Raw genomic sequence first — 18,476 nt, 5'->3', positions numbered from 1 at the left:
CCGTCGGTTTCCTTCCCCACACATGGCCAAAGGCCTAGACGTCGGGACGATGAACATCCTGTCTGCACAGCAGGATGGAACCGACACGGTATTCGTGCAACAGCGTAACTCATTCGTCGAGATCGAGTACTCGGATATGGCCGAGCAGATGCTCTCGCGAAGCGAAGTGCTCCACATCCGCAAAGACGACAAGGTCTACGTCGTCGGCGACGACGCACTCAATTTCGCGAACATCTTCAACAAGGAGACTCGACGGCCGATGAAACACGGGATCCTCTCGAACGACGAGCAGAGTGCGATCCCGATGATGAAACTCATCATCGAGCAGGTCGTCGGCGAGCCCGCCTATCCCGACGAGAAGCTCTATTTCTCGACACCAGCGGACCCGATCGACTCCGAACTCTCGACGCTGTACCACCAGAAGACGATCGAATCCTTCCTCGACGACATGGGCTACGACGCCGAGCCGATCAACGAAGGGATGTCCGTCATTTACTCTGAACTCGCGGACAACAACTTCACCGGCCTCGGGATCTCGTTCGGTGCCGGCATGACCAACGTCTGTCTGGCCTACTACGCCGTGCCCGTCATGAAGTTCTCCGTCGCCCGCGGTGGCGACTGGGTCGACGAACAGGCCGCCCGCGCAACCGGCACGCCCGTCGACAAGGTCACCTCGATCAAGGAAGACGACTTCGAACTCGACTTCACGACCGACGTCGGCGGCGTCGAGGGTGCGCTGTCGATCTACTACGAGAACTTACTCGACTACGTCATCGAGAACATCGTCCAGGAAGTCGACGAGGAAGACGTCGAAGAAGGACTCGACATTCCCGTCGTCGTCACCGGCGGCACCTCGAGCCCCAACGGCTTCGAGGCGCTGTTCCGCGACCACTTAGAGGAGGCGAACATTCCGTTCTCGATCAGCGGTGTCTCGCACGCGAACGAACCGCTGTACAGCGTCGCTCGCGGTGGGCTCGTCGCAGCTCGCTCCGACGAGGACGTCGATCACGAGGAAGAAGCGGACGAGGCAGAAGCAGCGCCTGCAAACGAGTAAGCCGTCGACGCAGTGGGGTTTCTTTTTCGCGTTTATTGCGGTCAGTCAGCGCAGCGAGCGAACGGAGGCCTCAGCGATCGGCCGACTGCTCGTAAAACCGGTTGAGCGCGTCCCGCCAGGACTCGACCTCCTCGCTGGTCGGCTGGTGTTCGACGGGGATGTCGGCAAAGCCACAGCGTGAACACATGACTGTCGACACATCGCCAAGCGAGAGTTCGTTGATCGATCCCCCACACCGTGGACACTCGTCCATATCTATCACTTCCACGGACTCTCCTTAACTCTATTCGAATATATCACGAAAGCGGAACGTATACGCTCACACGACCGGCAACGTGCCCGCGACCTCGAGAGATCCATTACACTCGAGTACCGACACCTGACCATGTCCCGTCCCTCTCGGCGCACGCTTGCCCGCCGACTCGAGTCTCTCGAGGACTTTTCGGAGCCGTCACCAGCCCTCGAGCAGTATCTCACCCCGCCGGAGTTAGCCGCGCATCTCTGCCATCTGGCAGGATTGCAGGGCGATCTCGAGGGGCAGGTCGTCGACCTCGGTACTGGAACCGGGATGCTCGCGATCGCGGCCACACTGGCCGGTGGCGACCGCGTTGCGGCGATCGATGTCGACGCTGACGCGCTCGCAGTCGCCCAACGGAACGAACAGGCAGTCGTGGCTGATGATGACCGCGGTCGCGCTATCGACTGGCTTCGCGGCGACGTCACCCATCATCCGTTTTCGGTCACTAATGCGACCGTGCTCTCGAATCCACCCTTCGGCGCACAGCGTGGGAATCGCCACGCGGATCGGGACTTCCTCGAGACGGCACGCGAGATCGGGGCGGTCTCCTATACGATCCACAACGAGGGCAGCCAGGAGTTCGTCGAGTCGTTCGCCGCCGACGAGGGCGGGGAGGTAACGCACGCGTTTCGGGCGGCGTTCCCGCTGCCAAAGCAGTTCGACTTCCATACCGAAGCAGAAGCGACGCTCGAGGCCGAGGTTTTCCGTATCGAGTGGCCGACTCGAGCGTCGGAATAGTTCAGAAGCCGTTGTACGTCTCTTTGCTCGCGATCGCGACCCGCGTCCCGTCTGCGGCCGCGTAGATCGTCTCTCCGTCTCGCTCGAAGGTCAGCCCGCCAGCCGTCGTCGTCTCGTTTTCGGCTGGGATCGCTGTCGTCGCGGTGGCGGTATCCTCGCTCGCGTTGACCGCGAGATCGAACGTGCCGTCGTCGGTGCCGATGGTCACGTTTCGGCCGGCGATCCGCACATCGGCCCGCGAATCGTTGGATTCGTACGCGAGCTGGCGATCGGTGCCGTCCTCCCACAGCCAGACCTGATAGACGGTGTCGTTGCCGACCGGCTCCCAGCCGCTGCGGTCGACGTGAACCGTCTCGCGCCAGCCGGGGCCGCCGACGGTAATCGTCTCCTCGCCCGTGAAGGCCAGTCGTTGGGTGCTGACCGCCTCGAGCCAGATCTCACGTTGCTCGCTGGCGACGATCACCCCGCTCGACTCGAGGCCGTCGTCGCTCTCGATGGCCTCGATACCGATCCCGGAGACGTATTCGTTGGGGACCCCCTCGACGTACTCGACCGTGTAGTCTCGAATCTGGAGTGGCGAATCCGATGCTGCTGTCGCGTCGTCGACGGCAAGGAAGTTCGCGGGGACGGCGATGCCAGCGAGGATTGCGAGCACGCCAAGGACCGCCAGAAACGCGGCTCGTCTGCGAGTCAGCGTCGCCAGCAGGCCCGGCTCGCGATCCTGTCCCGCACCGATGATTTCGCGCACGCGCTCGAGACGAGCAGTGACGACGCGGTCGCGAGCGCTGCCAGCGAGCTCTAGCGGCCTGGTGACCGGCGACGACTCGTCGTCGACCGGCTGTGCGACCAGTCGCCGGAGCGGCGGCGGGAGTAGAGGCGTGTCGGGGGCGGTCATCGAGAGCGTGACCACGAGTGCGAGTATCGAGACGATGGCGACGCCCGGCCCCTGGTAGAGGATGAACGTGTTTTCGGCACCGAACCAATAGATCGCCCACAGCTCCCTCGAGAAGCCAAACAACAGGACGGCAAGCCAGAGCCGTAGCGGATCGGGGCGGCTGTGGCGGCGTTTGAGGAGGGCGACCCCGAGAACGAAGCCGACGAAGAGCCCGAGTGCGTGGCCCTGAATGGCGATACCGGCCCAGGAGGGTGCCGACGGCGGGCGGGGCGCAGCGGTATAGACACGGATGGGTTCTTGGAGCGCGTAGTAGAGCCGCAAGACGACGTCTTGGACGCCGAGCGTGGCAATAATCGTCAGGATCGGATACTGGACGAGTGCAAAGCCTGCGAGGGCGAAGACGACACCGGAAAAGCCGATGACGGGGCCGAGCGCGAACAGGCTCATCACGAGTCCGACGCCGATGACGACAAGCGGAAAGACGACGACCGCCCGGACGCGCGGATCGGCGGCCCACGAGTCGGTTCGGACCGGATCGCGCTCGTCCGGATAGTGGCCCCAGGCGTACTCGGCGATCGGGGCGACGACGGCGGTCCCGGCGAGATTTCCGATGAGATGGCCGGGGCCGGCGTGAGAAAACGACGCCGTCGCCATCCCGAGCGGGTAGAAATACGACCATGTGCGGAAGGGAATCGTCACGGGATCGTCAAAGTCCGCCAGTCCGCTCTGGACGAACAGATAGACAGCGAGGACGAACGCGATCACGACCAGCGATCCCCACGGAATCCCGTAGACGAGCCGCGCTCGAGCGACGTCGCGCCAGCGCTGTCCCGGCCGGTGGATCCATCTAACGACCGCGATCGACCCGATCAGCGACGCGGCGACGAGGACCGCAAGCAGGGCCGCGAGGGTGCGCATATGCCGTGGTTCGAACGGGGCCGTATAGTGGTTTGCCTTCAGCGAAACTCGCTCGTTGTCGGATCAGTCGACCCCGCTGTCGCGGCAAGCGACGGCGAGCGTGACGTGAGCCGTGCCGAGGGCCGGCTTCGAAAGGTACAAGCGGCCGACGGCCGCACTGACTGACATGGAACTGCGGGTCACCGAGAGCACCGAGGACGAACTCTCGATCGAAATCGCCGGCGAGGACCACACGTTCATGAACGTGCTCAAGGGCGCGCTGCTCGAGCACGACGACGTGAGTGCAGCGACCTACGACGTCAACCCCGAACAGTCGGGCGGCCAGACCGAGCCCATCCTGACGATCAAGACCGAGGGCGCGGACCCACTGCAGGCGCTCGAGGAGTCCGCGGTCGACGTCCGCGAGAAGGCGACGTCGTTCCGCGACGCGTTCGAAGCGGCTGCGTAAGCACTGTCGTCTCGGGTTCGACCCGATCGTTCTCTTTCGGTAGTGTAGTACGACCGAGGTCCAGCTGTAATCGATCGATCAGTTCGAACTGCTACACGCCGCGTAGAACACGTAAACAGAGCCGTCAACGACGTGGAGGTCGAGCCCTTCCCTGTCGAAATCGCTGTCGCCGGTCTCCTCGCTGAGGGCTGTGGCGACGTCGTCGGCGAGTGCCGCCTCGTCGTCGTAGTCGGCGATCGACAGCGTCCCCGGGAGCCGTCCGGCGTATGGCTCACGCTGGCAGTTGGTGCCGAAGTCACTCGCTTGGACCGGCTCGGGTCTCGACTCCTCGTACTCGATCACCACGAACGCACGATTCATGTATTCGGCGTAGTCCGCGAGCCCGGCGTCGTACGTTCGTGACTCGGACTGATTTCGGTCAGCCTCGAGCCGATCGTGGACCGCCCGTTCGGTCGCCTCGAGGTCGATCCCTGCCGCTTCGGACCCTTCGCCGGGCGCGTCCGGCGGCGACGGCGCGCCGATTCCAGGCAGTATCGAGGGTGGGATGATCCCCGTCGCGAACAGCGCGATGACGATCCCGACGACGGCGAGGATCGGGAGGTAGGGTTTCGCGACCGCAAGCCAGCTCGACGTCTCGAGGTCGCGCTCGAGTCCCTCGTAGGTCTGCTCGACTTTCTCGAGGTCGGGGTTGCCACAGCGAGAACACGGCGGGGAGTTGCGGACGTGCTCGCGACCACAGTTCGTGCAGGCCCAGACGTAGTCGGGGCCGGTGTCGACGGTTCCGGACGGTATCGGTTCGCCGTCGGCATCGTCGCCGGCGGCCGCGCCCTGGCCCTCGCGGGTCTCGTCCGCTCGGACGACTGCCTTCTCGAAGGTGTTGTGCCCGCAGTTGTCACAGGGAGGGTCGTTCTCCGCGTGCGGTTTCCCACACCACGTACACCGCCATTTCACTACTTGAGACGGGGGACTCCGAGAAAATAAACGTGTGGGTGTCGTCCGGGCCGGCCGTCTCGTCTAGCGGCGAACCGGCACGCCGTGCTCGTCGAGGTAGGCTTTCGTCTCCTCGATCGAGTATTCGTCGAAGTGGAAGATCGAGGCCGCGAGGCCGGCGTCGGCATCGGCTTCGGTGAACACGTCGTACATGTCTTCGGGACTGCCACAGCCCGAGGAGGCGATTACCGGCGTGTCGACGGTGTCAGTGACGGCGTTCGTCAGCGGCAGGTCGTAGCCGTCTTTCGTGCCGTCCTTGTCGATCGAGTTGACGAAGAGTTCGCCCGCACCGCGAGACTCGGCTTCGGCGGCCCACTCGAGGACGTCGATCCCGGTGCCCTCGCGGCCACCTTTCTTCGTACACTCGAACCAGCAGGACTCGCCGTCGATCTCGACGTAGTGTTCGCCCTGTTCGTCGAAGCGCCGTCTGGCGTCGACGCTGATGACGATACACTGGTTGCCGAAGGCCTGTGCGCCCTCGTTGATCAGTTCGGGTCGCTCGAGCGCGCCGGTGGTGATCGAGACCTTGTCCGCGCCAGCCCGCAGGGTCTCTTTGATGTCGTCGGTGGTGCGGATGCCGCCGCCGACCGTCAGCGGAATGAAGACCTCGTCGGCGACGCGCTCGACGACATCGAGCATCGTCTCGCGGCCCTCCGCGGAAGCGGTGATATCGAGAAAGACGAACTCGTCCGCTCCCGACTCGTTGTACGCTTTGGCCATCTCGACGGGGTCGCCGGTGTATTTCAGGTCCTCGAAGTTGACGCCGGTGTAGACCGCCGGATTCCCATCCTCGTCGAGATCCACGTCGATACAGGGAATGATTCGCTTGGTCAGTGCCATGTGTTCTTAGCGGATCGTTCGCACCGAGGGTAGTAAAGGGGTCTGGATCGGACAACCGGCTACTCGAGCAGCCGAGCGCGAAACGCCTCGACGGCGGCCGGCAGTGCTTCGAGGTGGCTCCGGTATCGGACGTAGTCGCGGTACTGGCTGGTCAGCGAGACGGTCGTCTCGGGTTCCCGATCGGCAGCGCGTCGCACGCTGTCGTCAACCCATGCGAGCGACCGGAGCGTCTCCGCGAGGATGTACGCACCGAGTGACGGCTCGGTGAGCGATCCGCCCTCGAGTTCTGCTTCGCGCGCCTGCTGGGCAGCAGCGAGCGCTTCCCGGCGCTCGGCGCGAACGTCCTCGACCGAGAGATCACGAACGTCGCCGTCGGTGATCCGGTCGCGAACCGTCTGGAACCCCCGATACGCCACCTCGAACTCGAGGGCGTTGGAGAGTCCAGTCGCCAGGTCGCCCTCTCGCAACGCCTCTTTCATGCCATTCTGGGCGTCCTCGACCGGCTGTCCGGCCCGCCAGAGGACGAACTCGAGGTACTGGTCGTCCAGATCGCCGAGCCCGATCGCTTCGAACCAGTCGTCGTCTTGGGCAGAGAACCCGGCTTCGTCGGCCGCCTCGATGGAGCGCTCGAGGACGGTCTCGAAAGTCGACTCGAGGGCGACGGGTTCGTCGTCCGCGAGCCATTGGGCATCGAGGTGCTCCCAGACGGTCGTCGTCGCCGTCGCGAACTCGAGAGTGCCGGCGGACTCGCCGAGTTCTAGAACGTCGTCAGCCTCGGCAACGCTCCAGCGGTCGAGACTCCGGGCCGCATTGGTGAGGTCGGTCTCGTGTTGGTAGTAGTACAGACACGCACGGAGTCGCCCGTCGGCCGTGTCGGTGCCGCGATACTCGAGCGCCTCGTGTCGGTCCGTCACTGCGGTATCGACTGCGTCTCGCTCGTCGTGGAGATCGGCGGCGAGCGACTTTCTATCCGCGTCGATAGCGTGCCACGTCGTTACGGCGTGTCGGGCCGCCTCACGTGCGTCTCTCGTCTCCCGAAACGCGTGATACTGCGCCGCTCCCGTTGCGTCGGCACCGTCCGCTCGAATGGTCATCGCCTCGTCACGCTTCTCGACGATCGTCTCGCGAACGACGCCGTTTGGCACGTCATCAGGTCTCAACGGGTCGGGAACGTCGGCTAGCAACGCGTCGACACGCTCGAGTTCGGTCTCGAGTGCGCTCTTGGCGGGCCGGACCGGAGCCGGCCACTCGATCGTCGGCTCGTTGTCCGTGAGGACGCTCCCGGCCTCGGCCGGCGACATCCGGAGTGACGTGGCCGTCCCGGCGTCCCCCCAGGGGAGGGTGCTGCAGCCGGCGACAGCAACGCTAGCGACCGCACCGAGACCGGCAAGGAACCGACGGCGTGTCTGCCGGTCGTTTCCGATCATTCGTCTCCCTCCATCTTCACAGTCGCGTTCAGCGCCGCGTCTGCACTCGCGTTCTCGGTTCTGCCGGGGCTACTCTTTGCAACGATAATTGGACCACGACACGAGGCGCTCTCGGAACCGCCGCTGCTCAAAGGACGCTCCGCGTACGCCCGGTCGATTCGGAGGATAATCGCTTCCATCAGTTCCCGGTCTGTCTCACAGGGCGTCGTTGGCGCTTTCAGGGACCGACAGAACGATGTCTTGAAATCGTCGTCGAGCGCTCGGACGCCCATTACGTGCCGCTCGTAACAGTCTTCGATCGGCCACTGGAGGACGACGATCGACTGGCTCCCGAAGTCAGTCGCCTCGAGGAAGTCACGGAACTCGCGCGTCTTGCCGTCCGCGAGGGCAGGATCGATCCAGAGTTCCGCAACGTCATTCTCAGAGCAGACGAACAGCGGCGAGCGGCTGCCCACTGCGGCCTTGCCGTTTTCCGCCGCCGTGGCCTCGTCCTCGTTCCGATAGACGAAGCGGTCGTCGTTCTCGAAGCGGACGAACAACGGTTCGTACTCGGTAGTTGACTCGTACTGACGCGTCGTGTGATCGCGTCTGCTCGAGCTCGTCGATTCCTCTGTGCCGGTACAGCCGGCGAGTGCGACTGTAAGACCGCTCGCACCGGCGAGAAGTTGCCGGCGAGAGCACGGTCCGAGACTGGAGGGCATCGTGGGATAGGTTATCCTCCTGATAAATATACTTAGGTGATACGTCTCACCGATTCCTCCAAGCATCACGTAGGTGTCTTTAAGACGAAGAGGGACCAACGCCCGGGCATGGCAGACGATAGTGAGCACGCGACGGAGACTGATCACGACTCGGCAGCCGACGTCGGTCACGACCTCGAGGCCGAGCGAACGACTGCACCGATGAGTCCCTACTCAGCACGGGACGTTGCAATCGGCTTCGTCGTCATGCTCGTCGGTGTGGCAGTTGCCTTCGGGATCCCGCTGCTCACGGTCGGCGTGTAAACCGGCGGTCAACACGATTTAGACGCCGGTCGCGTGCGATCGGCGGAGGTGACGGTGCCGAGCCGCGACGCACGATACTCGAGTCGGCACTGATCGTCGTCCGGCAGGCCGAATCGGTCATCGACGGCGGGACGGGTCGATGCGCTGCCGGACGCTCGAACGAACTGCCGAAAAACCAGACGTTAGAAGACGTATTCGTCGTCGTGGCCCATCATGCCGTCGTCTTCGAGGCCAGTGCCGCCGGTCGCGCCCTCATCTTCGTCCATCGGTCCACTCGTCTTGTAGGCCTTGATACCCGTCGACAGGAGGTCCTCGATCGCTTCCTCGCGGTTGACGAACTCACCGCGTTCGACCATCTGCGCGATCTGCATCTCGAGGTGCTCCGGGATAGTGATCTCTACTTTCGGCATCTGATTCGGCTTTCGGCGAGGGGGTATTTAGGTTTGACGGGGAATCTACACGGAGTGGAAAGAAAAATTCAGGCAGCCGAAACGACAGTTGGTGTGCGAGCGCCGCTGGCTCACTGACGACCTGATCGGTGGTCGTGACTCGAGGACGGAGCTGGCTTATCGGTTGCCCATCATCGAGTCGAACGCCTCTCGCAGCTTCGTCCCCGGCTGGGTCAGCGTCTCGAGTTGGCGGCGCATCTTTCGCTGGTTGAAGTAACTCGCGAACGCGAGGATCGTCGGCGGCCAGAGACCGACGAACGTCCCGAGCTGGCGATCGCCGCGAATGAAGTAGTAGTACAGCGAGAGTCCGACCGACGCCGCCGATGCGAGGACTGCGGGGCCCATCGCCTCGTCACTGATCGCTTCCGGTTGCTTCTCGGTGACGTCCTGCTCCGTGAGTTGTTGTCTGCTCGCCATGCATCGATAGCCTCGGGGAGATCATACTAAGGCGTAGCGAGGGTTTCAATGGAAACTGCCGCTTGTGGTCGTCTCGAGACCGTTTCAATTCGTTTCTGCCCCTGTGCTTGCTGCCAAATTCGGCGTTTCTCGAAGGGTGGCGGGCGATGGCGTCACACCTACGTCGATCGGCACGAAGCCACGTGTATGGATGCGACGGACGTAACGGACTTGTATCGAGAGTTTGGCGACGAGCGACTGCCGCCGGGACAGCGTGAGACGGACGCGTTCCCCGTTCTCTCGAAGAGCGCGACGCCCGACTGGGACCCCGAGACGTGGGAGTTTACCGTCACCGGGGCGGTCGAGGAGGAACTGTCTTTCTCGTGGGAGGAGTTCCGATCGCTGCCGAGCGTAACTCAGCGCCAGGACTTTCACTGCGTGACCGGCTGGAGCAAGTTCGACTGCGAGTTTACCGGCGTTCCGTTTCCCGAGATCGCCGAACGGGCCGGCGTTCACGACGATACCGTCCACGTGCTGTTTTCCGCGCTGGACAACTACACCACGGATCTGCCCCTCGAGGACTGCATGCGTGAGGAGGTCCTGTTTACGTGGGCGTTCGACGGCGACGAACTACCCGCAGACCACGGTGGCCCACTTCGGGTAGTGACACCGCACAAGTACGCCTACAAGGGCGCGAAATGGGTCGACGGTATCGAGTTCCTCACCGAACCGGAGCGTGGCTACTGGGAGCGACGCGGCTACTCGCGGACCGCAGATCCGTGGCAGGAAGAACGGTACAGCTAGACGTATACACCAGGTCAGCGAATAGTTAGGCTGAAGGCGGGCCGGTCCTGAGGTTGTGTCGATGGACCGATCGTCGGGTGAAGGTCGACTAACGGGGGAGGCCGAGTCGGTTGACAACGCCGTCGACCTCGTCAGCCGGAGTCGCGAACTCGAGACCGCCGCGTTCGGTGCGGTGCTCGAGGATGAAACCGCGTCGAGAATTCAGTGGGCCACACCTGACGGACTCGAAATCGTCGGTCGTGGCGTTGCCGCCCGCTTTACCGCTACCGGCACCGACCGATTCGATCGGATTCGAACACAGGCGAGCCGTGCCTTCGACGGACTCGCACACGATGGCCCCGAACACGCGCGACCGCGGGCGTTCGGCGGCTTTTCCTTTCACGACGGCCACGAGGCCGGCCCGCCCTGGACCGGCTTCGACGCGGCCTCGTTCGTCGTTCCACAGTTGTTCGTAACCCGAACTGACGACGGGACGTGGCTGACCGCCGTTGGAGAACACGATGAGACGGTCGACGACCGCCTCGAGCGCTGGCACGATCGCTTGATGAACCAGCCGGCGACGCGACCAGCCGACGCGACGCCCGGCGTCGCTGCGACGCGGCGGACGACCTCGCAGACGGCCTGGACCGAACAGGTCGACACCGCCCTCGAGCGAATTGCTGACGGTCAGCTGATGAAAGTCGTCCTCGCACAGTCGCTGTCGGTCGATCTCGAGGAACCGATCGATGTCCCGGCGACGCTCGAGCGGCTGCGCCGTCGGTATCCGAACTGTTATGGCTTCCTGGTCGACCACGATATCGGTGGCACGTTTTTCGGCGCGCCACCGGAGCGACTGGTCTCGAAACGCGGCGCGTGCGTCGAGACGGAAGCGCTTGCCGGGTCGGTTCCCCGCGGCGAAACGCCGGCCGAAGACGAGGCACACGTCGACCGGATGCGCGACGATCCGAAGTTCCAACGCGAACACGGCCTCGTCGTCGACGCGATCCGCGAGCAACTCGCGCCGCTCGCACGCGACCTCACCGTTAGCGAACAGACGATCCGCCGGCTGGCGACCATTCAGCATCTGCGGACGCCGATCGAGGCCACGCTCGAGGGCGAGCACCACGTTCTCGAACTCGTCGAGGCGTTGCATCCGACGCCCGCAGTCGGCGGCGTCCCACCCGATGCAGCTTGGGAGACGATCCGCGACACGGAACCGTTCGACCGTGGCTGGTATGCCGCGCCGGTTGGCTGGTTCGACGCCGCCGGTGATGGCGAGTTCGCGGTCGGGCTCCGGTCGGGCGTCGCGGCCGACGAGACGGTGACGCTGTTTGCGGGCAACGGAATCGTCGCCGACAGCGACCCCGACGAGGAGTGGGACGAAGTCCAGCTGAAGTTCCGCCCGATTCTCGACGAACTGCGGTAGTATCCAATGACTGCACCGAACCGTGCGACCCTCTGGGGTCGCGTCCTCGCCGACGAACTCGCCAAGGGCGGCCTCGAGGCCGTCTGTATCGCCCCCGGCAGCCGGTCGACGCCGCTGACGGTCGCGTTCGCTGACCACCCGGATATCCACGTCTACTCGCACTTAGACGAGCGCTCGGCGGCCTATTTCGCGCTCGGTCGCGCTCGCCGCACTGGCGAGCCGACGGCACTGGTCTGTACCTCCGGGACGGCAGCCGCGAACTTCCATCCCGCCGTGATGGAGGCCGATCAGGCCCGCGTTCCGCTGCTCGTGCTCACTGCCGACCGCCCGCCTGAGTTGCGCGACAGCGGCGCGAATCAGACCGTCGATCAGGTCAAACTCTACGGCGATGCGGTTCGGTGGTACACCGAGTTGCCCGAACCCGAAGCCGACGAGCGGAAAGTTCGGAGCCTCCGGACGACCGCCGCGCGTGCGCTTGCGGAGACGACCGGTGTCTCGCCTGGCCCCGTTCATTGCAATTGCCCGTTCCGCAAGCCTCTCGAGCCGATCGACGTTCCCGGCGACGTCCCCGACTCGTTCGCCGACACGCTGGCAGCAGTGGGACGAGACGGCCCGTTCGTCGAGACGACGGACGGGACGCAGACGCTCACGAACGACAAATATCAGAAGCTGCTACAGGCGCTCGAGGCGGCCGACCGGCCGCTGCTCGTCGCGGGGCCTGCCGATCCGACCGCTCTCAGCTCTCTCGATCCCGGTGCGGTCACTGACCTCGCAGACCTGCTCAGCGCGCCGCTCCTTGCGGATCCACTCTCGGGACTGCGATACGGCCCACACGTCGAACGACCGGATAGAGACAGCGATGCACTGCAGACGATCTACGGTGGCTATGATGCCTACATCGATGCACTGCCAGCACCGGATGTCGTCCTCCGGTTTGGCGCGTCTCCGACGTCGAAACGGCTTCGCCACTGGCTTCGGGGCGCCGATGCACGACAGTTCTTGATCGATCCCGCGGGCGCGTGGCGTGAAGCGACGTTCACTGCGACCGATCTCTTAGCTGCCGAGCCCGGGACTGTGGTCGAGGGAGTGCTCGAAGCACTCGACGAGCGCGAGCCCGCCGAGCCGGCCACACCCGGCTCGGCTGACGACGCGTGGCGCGCCCGGTTCGACGCGGCTGAACGCCGCCACTGGGACATCCGCGACGATGCGCTGGCCGCGGCCGCGCTCGAGTCTGAGCCCTTCGAGGGCGCAATCCTCGCATCGGCGATCGCGAACGCGCCGGACCCGGCCACGGTGTTCGTTTCGAACAGTATGCCGATCCGGGACGCGGACCGCTTTGGTCGGCCGCGGGCGGCCGACTTGACGGTGCTCGCGAACCGCGGTGCGAGCGGCATCGACGGTATCGCGAGCACGGCACTCGGAGCCGGCAGCGCGACCGACGATCCGCTGGTGTTGGTGACCGGCGACCTGGCCTTCTACCACGACTCGAACGGGCTGCTCGCGGTCGAGCGCTGTGACGTGGACGCGACGATCGTGTTACTGGACAACGACGGTGGCGGTATCTTCCACAAGCTGCCCATCGAGGAGTTCGAACCGCCGTTTACGGACCAGTTCAAGACGCCCCACGGCCTCGAGTTCGAGGCGCTTGGCGATATGTATGGGCTCGAGTTCGAACGCGTCGCGCCCGTTGACTTCTCGGCTGCCTATCACGACTCACTCGAGACACCGGGGACGCAGGTTCTCGCTGTCGAGTTCGAGTCCGAAGCGAGCCATCGACGGCGCGAAGCGCTCGACGAACGCGTGACGAGCGCCGTCGAGAACATCGTCGACGGGTCGAACTGAACGCGAAGATTTCTCCGCAGTCCTGCAATCGTCTGTCGATCGCTCGAGTCGGCTCTCGTTGCTCACATCTGCGATTGGTGTGTCCTTGCCACGATATATGGTAGCACCTGACTTGGTCTGCTTCTAACAGATGAACCAATATATGCGATACAAAATTCGGAGGGTCGCGACGCGACACAACTTCGGGATCTCAAATTCTACAAACCACCATACAGCTGACACCCGTTACGATCGTCCTCAGAGAAGCTGTTTGAAAAAGAAACTATTCTTCGTCTTCCGAGGCAACAGCGCTCATAGCGTCCATTCCTTGCTGAATCGGATGCTCTTCGTAGAGTTCTTCGCTTCGCAGAAACCCATCTGAGAGGATGTTATCTTCCATACCGCTCTCGTAGATAATCCTCCAGCCGTGACCTGCTTCGTAGGTCACGGCTGTCACCCAGTCGTAGCCAATGAACATCGCGGTGTCCATAACCATCCCGTGTTCCGGATCAAATTTCGTCGTCTGAGGCATTATTGACTGGATGCTCTCGTGTCGTTCGAGTGAGTCACGCTCAGTATCCTTGAGTGGGCGGTCTGGAAGCGATTCAACAAGGGATCCATCTTGAGCCATACTCCAAGTAGCTCTTGGCGCGTAAATAACCGTTCGGCGTAGGTCCAAATGAGGTGCCCTAATGGGGAGTCTCTCCTTCGGTTTCAGTATCTGGACTGACTGTTAATGGCATCTAACATCACTCCTGCAGTTGATGACGATGCCCCCGCTTTGGCGGGGGCGATCGTCATCCACGCCAAGAAAGTCTGTGAAACAGCTGATCATCTTTGGCGTGTACTTGGAGACGTCTCGATTCCCGTGGATGGACTAACAGACACTCGACAACAGCACAAAGTCTCGTTCGGAACCGAGTCAATGGCACGAGTCTACATCTACCAGACGATCTACGACCTCGCCCAAAGCGAGGTCGCAGATCGGCTTGAGAACCGTCCAGCACTGCTGAAACAGCTAGGTTTGAACAGGGTGCCGACTCAGCAGAATCTCTCATACGCTTGGAACCAATTCAGCGAGCAGACAAAGACCACGCTTGAGGCCGCTGCGAAGGGAATAGCTCGTGAAGCCCGTGATCACGACGTTATTTCGGAGGCACTCATTCCAATTAACCTGGATGAAAAGGAAGCGAACGACGATAAATCCGATTCGACAGTGTCTCGCGCACACGTGCGCGAGCACGGGAGTAAGGTCGTCGAACTCGCTCGCCGACACGGCTTCGCCGAGTTCGACTCCGATAGAGCCGACAACAGGGTCTATGAGGACGAACAGATCCTTGATCTGTTCTCCAACGCGTGCCTCACGCAGGGGAGCGCTCATTCAGAGGGAGAAGCTGGGTGGTTCCTTGAAGAGAACGAGATCTGTGACGACTCGACGTTTCTCCGAGTAATCAAGCAGTTTGCGACGCCATCCGACGAGGAAGTAACGCGCTCCGTTCAGGAGTTGCAGATTGAGGATATCGTCGCGTTCACTGAGCTGTATCGAGAGGCTGTGATGGCCTCGTTCAACGCGGCGACCGAAAATATCCTCAAGACGATTCGTCACGAGGATCCCTTCGACGACCGCCACGTCGTGGCGGCCGTCGACTTCACACACGTTCCCTACCACGTCTGGCCGTGGATCGACAAGGACGAGAAAATCCCGAAAGCAGAGTATCCGCCGATGGTCAGCGGGTACAAAGAAGACGGTGAAATCAAGCACGGGTATACGTTCGCGACGATCACGATCGTCGGGAACGATGTCCCAATCATCCTGGGTATCGAGCCAGTCAAGGAACGCTCTGCGTGGGAACCAGAAGATGCGCCAGCCGATTCGAAGGCGGATGTGGTTGACGTACTGCTGGACACAGCCCAGCAGTACGTCGATCTCGACGAAGTGCTCCTAGACCGGGGATTCTACAGTAACGAGGTGTACGCAACGATTCACGACCGCGGGCTTGTGTACCTGACGCCAGTGCCGAAGTATGAAGACGATTATGAGGCAATCGGGAAAATCAAGAGCAAAGAAGGAGTTGACGCCGCTGTCAAGAACGATGTTCCGTTCGCCATTAATGGCGAACTCCACCACACCGCAGAGTTCCTGTACGTACCAGCGACTGATGAGGAAGCTGACGGAAGCTATGCCGTGTTCGTGACCAACCGTGATCACGTTGCTCCCAAGGAGATCATGCACGTCACCAACAGCTACAGCCGACGCTGGGATATCGAAAATCAGTACAAGTCGGTGAAAGCGTTTCTTCCCAGGACGTCCTCGAAGGACTACCGTGTTCGGTTGTTCAGCTTCACGTTCGCAGCATTGTTGTACAATCTCTGGAGGCTTACCGATTACTTGGTGAAGCTCGGAACAGACCGCGAGATCAGGTCGCCGCCGGTCGTGACCGCCAGGACATTCGTCCGGGCGGTCAGTCAATCTCTCCGACAAGGTGGCTAAGCGGAAAGCACTCGGTGTCGCTCGCCTGCGGCAAGCCGCAGGACTCGCGTTCTATCTCCTAAATCGTGTGTTGAACGCTGCTCAGCACATCTTGCTTAGCGAACCAAGGATTGCGACATAGGATTCGAGAGATATCTACTCGGATTTTATTTGGTTCCTCCGAAGCTCGTTTGTAGACGCTCTACATCCCAGAAACGTGGACGCGAACCTATTTCACGCGTCGCCGATGACACTCGAGCAAATGGTTTCGGACCTCTTCGATCCCGAGCAGTGGGAGCCGACGGACCTGAACGACGAGTTCAGAGACATTACCTACCACCGCGCGGTCGACTCCGGGACGGTACGGATCGCGTTCGACCGGCCCGACGTTCGCAACGCCTTTCGCCCCGGAACGGTCGACGAGCTCTACGACGCCTTGGATCACGCGAAACGCCAGACAGACGTCGGCTGTGTGTTGCTGACCGGGAACGGCCCCTCATCGAAGGACGGCGGCTGGGCCTTCTGTTCGGGCGGCGACCAGACGATCCGCGGCGAGGACGGCTACCAGTACGACGGCGACGAGGAACGGGCCTCGGAGCAGGGTCGACTGCACATCCTCGAGGTTCAACGCCTGATCCGTCACATTCCGAAGGTCGTCGTCTGCGTGGTGCCGGGCTGGGCCGTCGGCGGCGGTCACTCGCTGCACGTCGTCTGTGATCTGACCCTCGCAAGCGAAGAGCACGCGAAGTTCCTCCAGACCGACCCCGACGTGGCCAGCTACGACGCCGGCTTCGGGTCGGCGTATCTCGCCAAACAGATCGGCCAAAAGAAGGCCCGCGAGGTGTTCTTCCTCGGGAAGACCTACTCCGCCGACGAAGCCGAAGAGATGGGGATGGTCAACGAGGTCGTCCCCCACGAGGAATTAGAGGAGACCGCCCTCGAGTGGGGCCGCCGGATCAATTCGAAGAGCCCGACGGCGATGCGGATGCTCAAGTACGCCTTCAACATGACCGACGACGGGATGATCGGCCAGCAGGTCTTCGCCGGCGAGGCGACGCGGCTGGGCTACATGACCGACGAGGCAAAGGAAGGCCGCGACGCGTTCGTCGAGGGGCGCGAGCCGGAGTTCGACGAGTTCCCGTGGCACTACTGATACTACTGGACAGAAGTCAATACGAAGCCGGTCGGGAATTCGCGGCCGTCCCCATAGGTGACGGCCGCATACGTGCGACCGGCTTCACGTCGTTCTGTCCAGCAGTATGAACCGGGACGTCGACGGCGACACGACTCGAGTCCACCACTGATGAACCGACGGAAGTTCCTCCATCGGACGGCCCCGCTTCCGGCTGCAATTTCCCTCGCAGGCTGTGGGGCTCCGGAGGATGGTACCGACGATCGGAACGAAAGTGAAAGCGATAGTGGGGCCGGAAGCGGCGGGAACGTTACGGGAACCGCGCCGATCCCGATGCTCGAGGACCCGCCGGACGCCGTGTATCTCCCCGGGCACCGGAAATCGATGCGGATGCTCGAGCCAGTCGCCGCCGGTGACTACAGACTGGCACCGATGGTCACGTACCCGCATCCGTTCTGGCTCGTCACTGGAACCGAGCGCCAGCTCGTCGAACCGGAAGCCGGTCGCGGCGTCCACCTGATGCTCGTCGTCTGGGACGCCGTGACGGGACATGTGCTTCCGGTCGATATCAGTCCGCAGGCCACGCTCGAGGGCGACGACGGTTGGCAGCGACGCCTGTCGCTGTGGCCGATGCTCTCCCAGGAGATGGGACTCCACTTTGGCGACAACGTCACGCTGCCGGCCGACGGCACCTACACCGTGCGTGTCGATCTGCCACCGGTTACGACGCGGCGAACCGGCGCGCTCGCGGGACGGTTCGACGACGGCGCGACCGCAACGTTCGAGTTTACGTACGACTCGGCGTTCCGAGAAGCCGTCGTCGACGGGATCGAACTGCTCGAACGGGAACGGTGGGGCGAACGCGGCGCGCTCGAGCCGATGACACACGGTGGTGACGGAGATAGTGGGAGGCACTCCGAGATACCGTACTCCGTACTTCCATCTGCCGATGCGTATCCCGGCACCCTGTTACGTGAGGCCGACCCCGAACAACGGGATGGCCTGCCACGAAGCGGCGACGCGGTGTTCGTGGTCTCGCTGCTCGAGTCGGGCTCGCGACTGGCCGACGGCGACGACAGGTATCTGCTCGTCTCGCCGCGGACACCGTACAACCGGGTGCCACTTTCGAACATGTCGTTGCAGGCCACTGTCGACCGCGACGGCTCGACGGTCGTCGACCGACAGCGCCACGTCGGGACGCTCGACGGTGAACTCGGCTTCCATTACGGGCACTCACTCACGGATATCCAGCCGGGCGATTCGGTGACGATCACAGTCGAGTCCCCGCCGCAACTGGTCCGCCATCAGGGGTACGAAACGGCGTTTTTCGAGATGGAGCCCCTCGAGTGTGTAGTCCCCACGGCGTGACCGCGCGGTCGTGTCGGCT

The 18,476-nt window shown here is 62.9% G+C and carries 20 protein-coding genes; 11 read left to right on the top strand and 9 right to left on the bottom strand.

Annotated features, from left to right (window positions below):
* Positions 1 to 22: 22 nt before the first annotated feature.
* Entirely contained in the window at positions 23 to 1,054 is a 1,032-nt protein-coding gene (locus BDK88_RS15510; protein WP_092933622.1) for a disk-shape morphogenesis protein volactin, read from the top strand.
* A 70-nt stretch (positions 1,055 to 1,124) separates the two neighbouring features.
* On the opposite strand, the gene BDK88_RS15505 is transcribed toward BDK88_RS15510, so the two are convergent.
* Positions 1,125 to 1,307: a zinc finger domain-containing protein gene (locus BDK88_RS15505; protein WP_130501229.1), complete on the bottom strand. Its 183-nt coding sequence runs from the start codon at positions 1,305 to 1,307 to the stop codon at positions 1,125 to 1,127.
* Positions 1,308 to 1,439: 132 nt separating this feature from the next.
* Here BDK88_RS15505 and BDK88_RS15500 point away from each other — a divergent pair, with 132 nt between their 5' ends.
* The gene (locus BDK88_RS15500) at positions 1,440 to 2,090 is read left to right on the top strand and encodes an METTL5 family protein (RefSeq protein ID WP_130501228.1); all 651 of its coding nucleotides are present in this window, start codon (positions 1,440 to 1,442) and stop codon (positions 2,088 to 2,090) included.
* 1 nt (position 2,091) lies between these two features.
* On the opposite strand, the gene BDK88_RS15495 is transcribed toward BDK88_RS15500, so the two are convergent.
* The gene (locus BDK88_RS15495) at positions 2,092 to 3,903 is read right to left on the bottom strand and encodes a rhomboid family intramembrane serine protease (protein ID WP_130501227.1); all 1,812 of its coding nucleotides are present in this window, start codon (positions 3,901 to 3,903) and stop codon (positions 2,092 to 2,094) included.
* Positions 3,904 to 3,930: 27 nt separating this feature from the next.
* Between BDK88_RS15495 and BDK88_RS21285 the strand changes: the two genes are divergently transcribed.
* Positions 3,931 to 4,068, top strand: a complete 138-nt coding sequence (locus tag BDK88_RS21285; RefSeq protein ID WP_165396977.1) for a hypothetical protein — start codon at positions 3,931 to 3,933, stop codon at positions 4,066 to 4,068.
* 1 nt (position 4,069) lies between these two features.
* The gene (locus BDK88_RS15490; protein ID WP_130501226.1) at positions 4,070 to 4,351 is read left to right on the top strand and encodes a DNA-directed RNA polymerase subunit L; all 282 of its coding nucleotides are present in this window, start codon (positions 4,070 to 4,072) and stop codon (positions 4,349 to 4,351) included.
* A 78-nt stretch (positions 4,352 to 4,429) separates the two neighbouring features.
* Here BDK88_RS15490 and BDK88_RS15485 read toward each other — a convergent pair whose 3' ends face one another.
* The 4 genes from BDK88_RS15485 to BDK88_RS15470 form a co-directional block, all read right to left on the bottom strand.
* Entirely contained in the window at positions 4,430 to 5,302 is an 873-nt protein-coding gene (locus tag BDK88_RS15485; protein WP_130501225.1) for a hypothetical protein, read from the bottom strand.
* Between the two features lie 63 nt (positions 5,303 to 5,365).
* Positions 5,366 to 6,181 carry an imidazole glycerol phosphate synthase subunit HisF gene (gene hisF / locus BDK88_RS15480; protein ID WP_130501224.1) on the bottom strand — a complete coding sequence of 272 codons (816 nt, stop codon included), beginning with the start codon at positions 6,179 to 6,181 and terminating at the stop codon, positions 5,366 to 5,368.
* Positions 6,182 to 6,240: 59 nt separating this feature from the next.
* Entirely contained in the window at positions 6,241 to 7,608 is a 1,368-nt protein-coding gene (locus tag BDK88_RS15475) for a transposase (RefSeq protein ID WP_130501223.1), read from the bottom strand.
* Entirely contained in the window at positions 7,605 to 8,309 is a 705-nt protein-coding gene (locus tag BDK88_RS15470) for a hypothetical protein (RefSeq protein ID WP_130501222.1), read from the bottom strand. Before BDK88_RS15470 ends, BDK88_RS15475 begins: the two co-directional genes overlap by 4 nt.
* A gap of 108 nt (positions 8,310 to 8,417) precedes the next feature.
* Between BDK88_RS15470 and BDK88_RS15465 the strand changes: the two genes are divergently transcribed.
* Positions 8,418 to 8,612 carry a DUF7550 family protein gene (locus tag BDK88_RS15465; protein WP_130501221.1) on the top strand — a complete coding sequence of 65 codons (195 nt, stop codon included), beginning with the start codon at positions 8,418 to 8,420 and terminating at the stop codon, positions 8,610 to 8,612.
* A gap of 182 nt (positions 8,613 to 8,794) precedes the next feature.
* Here BDK88_RS15465 and BDK88_RS15460 read toward each other — a convergent pair whose 3' ends face one another.
* Positions 8,795 to 9,022, bottom strand: coding sequence for a ribbon-helix-helix domain-containing protein (locus BDK88_RS15460; protein ID WP_008014354.1), 228 nt, complete (start codon positions 9,020 to 9,022; stop codon positions 8,795 to 8,797).
* A 156-nt stretch (positions 9,023 to 9,178) separates the two neighbouring features.
* Entirely contained in the window at positions 9,179 to 9,478 is a 300-nt protein-coding gene (locus tag BDK88_RS15455) for a hypothetical protein (RefSeq protein WP_008014353.1), read from the bottom strand.
* 186 nt (positions 9,479 to 9,664) lie between these two features.
* On the opposite strand from BDK88_RS15455, the gene BDK88_RS15450 reads away from it, so the two are divergent.
* The 3 genes from BDK88_RS15450 to menD all read left to right on the top strand — a co-directional run bounded on the left by BDK88_RS15450 (position 9,665) and on the right by menD (position 13,508).
* On the top strand, positions 9,665 to 10,261 hold the full coding sequence (locus tag BDK88_RS15450) for a sulfite oxidase-like oxidoreductase (protein WP_130501220.1): 597 nt from the start codon (positions 9,665 to 9,667) through the stop codon (positions 10,259 to 10,261).
* A gap of 61 nt (positions 10,262 to 10,322) precedes the next feature.
* Positions 10,323 to 11,666 carry an isochorismate synthase gene (locus BDK88_RS15445; protein WP_130501219.1) on the top strand — a complete coding sequence of 448 codons (1,344 nt, stop codon included), beginning with the start codon at positions 10,323 to 10,325 and terminating at the stop codon, positions 11,664 to 11,666.
* 6 nt (positions 11,667 to 11,672) lie between these two features.
* Entirely contained in the window at positions 11,673 to 13,508 is a 1,836-nt protein-coding gene (gene menD / locus BDK88_RS15440) for a 2-succinyl-5-enolpyruvyl-6-hydroxy-3-cyclohexene-1-carboxylic-acid synthase (RefSeq protein ID WP_130501218.1), read from the top strand.
* Between the two features lie 262 nt (positions 13,509 to 13,770).
* On the opposite strand, the gene BDK88_RS15435 is transcribed toward menD, so the two are convergent.
* Positions 13,771 to 14,118, bottom strand: coding sequence for a hypothetical protein (locus BDK88_RS15435; RefSeq protein ID WP_015298774.1), 348 nt, complete (start codon positions 14,116 to 14,118; stop codon positions 13,771 to 13,773).
* A 105-nt stretch (positions 14,119 to 14,223) separates the two neighbouring features.
* Between BDK88_RS15435 and BDK88_RS15430 the strand changes: the two genes are divergently transcribed.
* The 3 genes from BDK88_RS15430 (at position 14,224) to BDK88_RS15420 (ending at position 18,457) form a co-directional block, all read left to right on the top strand.
* Positions 14,224 to 15,978 (top strand): transposase, encoded by a 1,755-nt coding sequence (locus BDK88_RS15430; protein WP_130501217.1) that lies wholly within the window; start codon positions 14,224 to 14,226, stop codon positions 15,976 to 15,978.
* 241 nt (positions 15,979 to 16,219) lie between these two features.
* Positions 16,220 to 17,110: a 1,4-dihydroxy-2-naphthoyl-CoA synthase gene (locus BDK88_RS15425; protein ID WP_130501384.1), complete on the top strand. Its 891-nt coding sequence runs from the start codon at positions 16,220 to 16,222 to the stop codon at positions 17,108 to 17,110.
* A 150-nt stretch (positions 17,111 to 17,260) separates the two neighbouring features.
* The gene (locus BDK88_RS15420; protein ID WP_130501216.1) at positions 17,261 to 18,457 is read left to right on the top strand and encodes a DUF7350 domain-containing protein; all 1,197 of its coding nucleotides are present in this window, start codon (positions 17,261 to 17,263) and stop codon (positions 18,455 to 18,457) included.
* Positions 18,458 to 18,476 lie beyond the last annotated feature (19 nt).

This window comes from Natrinema hispanicum (assembly GCF_004217335.1).
Taxonomy (GTDB): domain Archaea; phylum Halobacteriota; class Halobacteria; order Halobacteriales; family Natrialbaceae; genus Natrinema; species Natrinema hispanicum.
The sequence above is the reverse complement of the archived record's forward strand: the minus strand, read 5'-3'. Positions and strand labels throughout refer to the sequence as shown.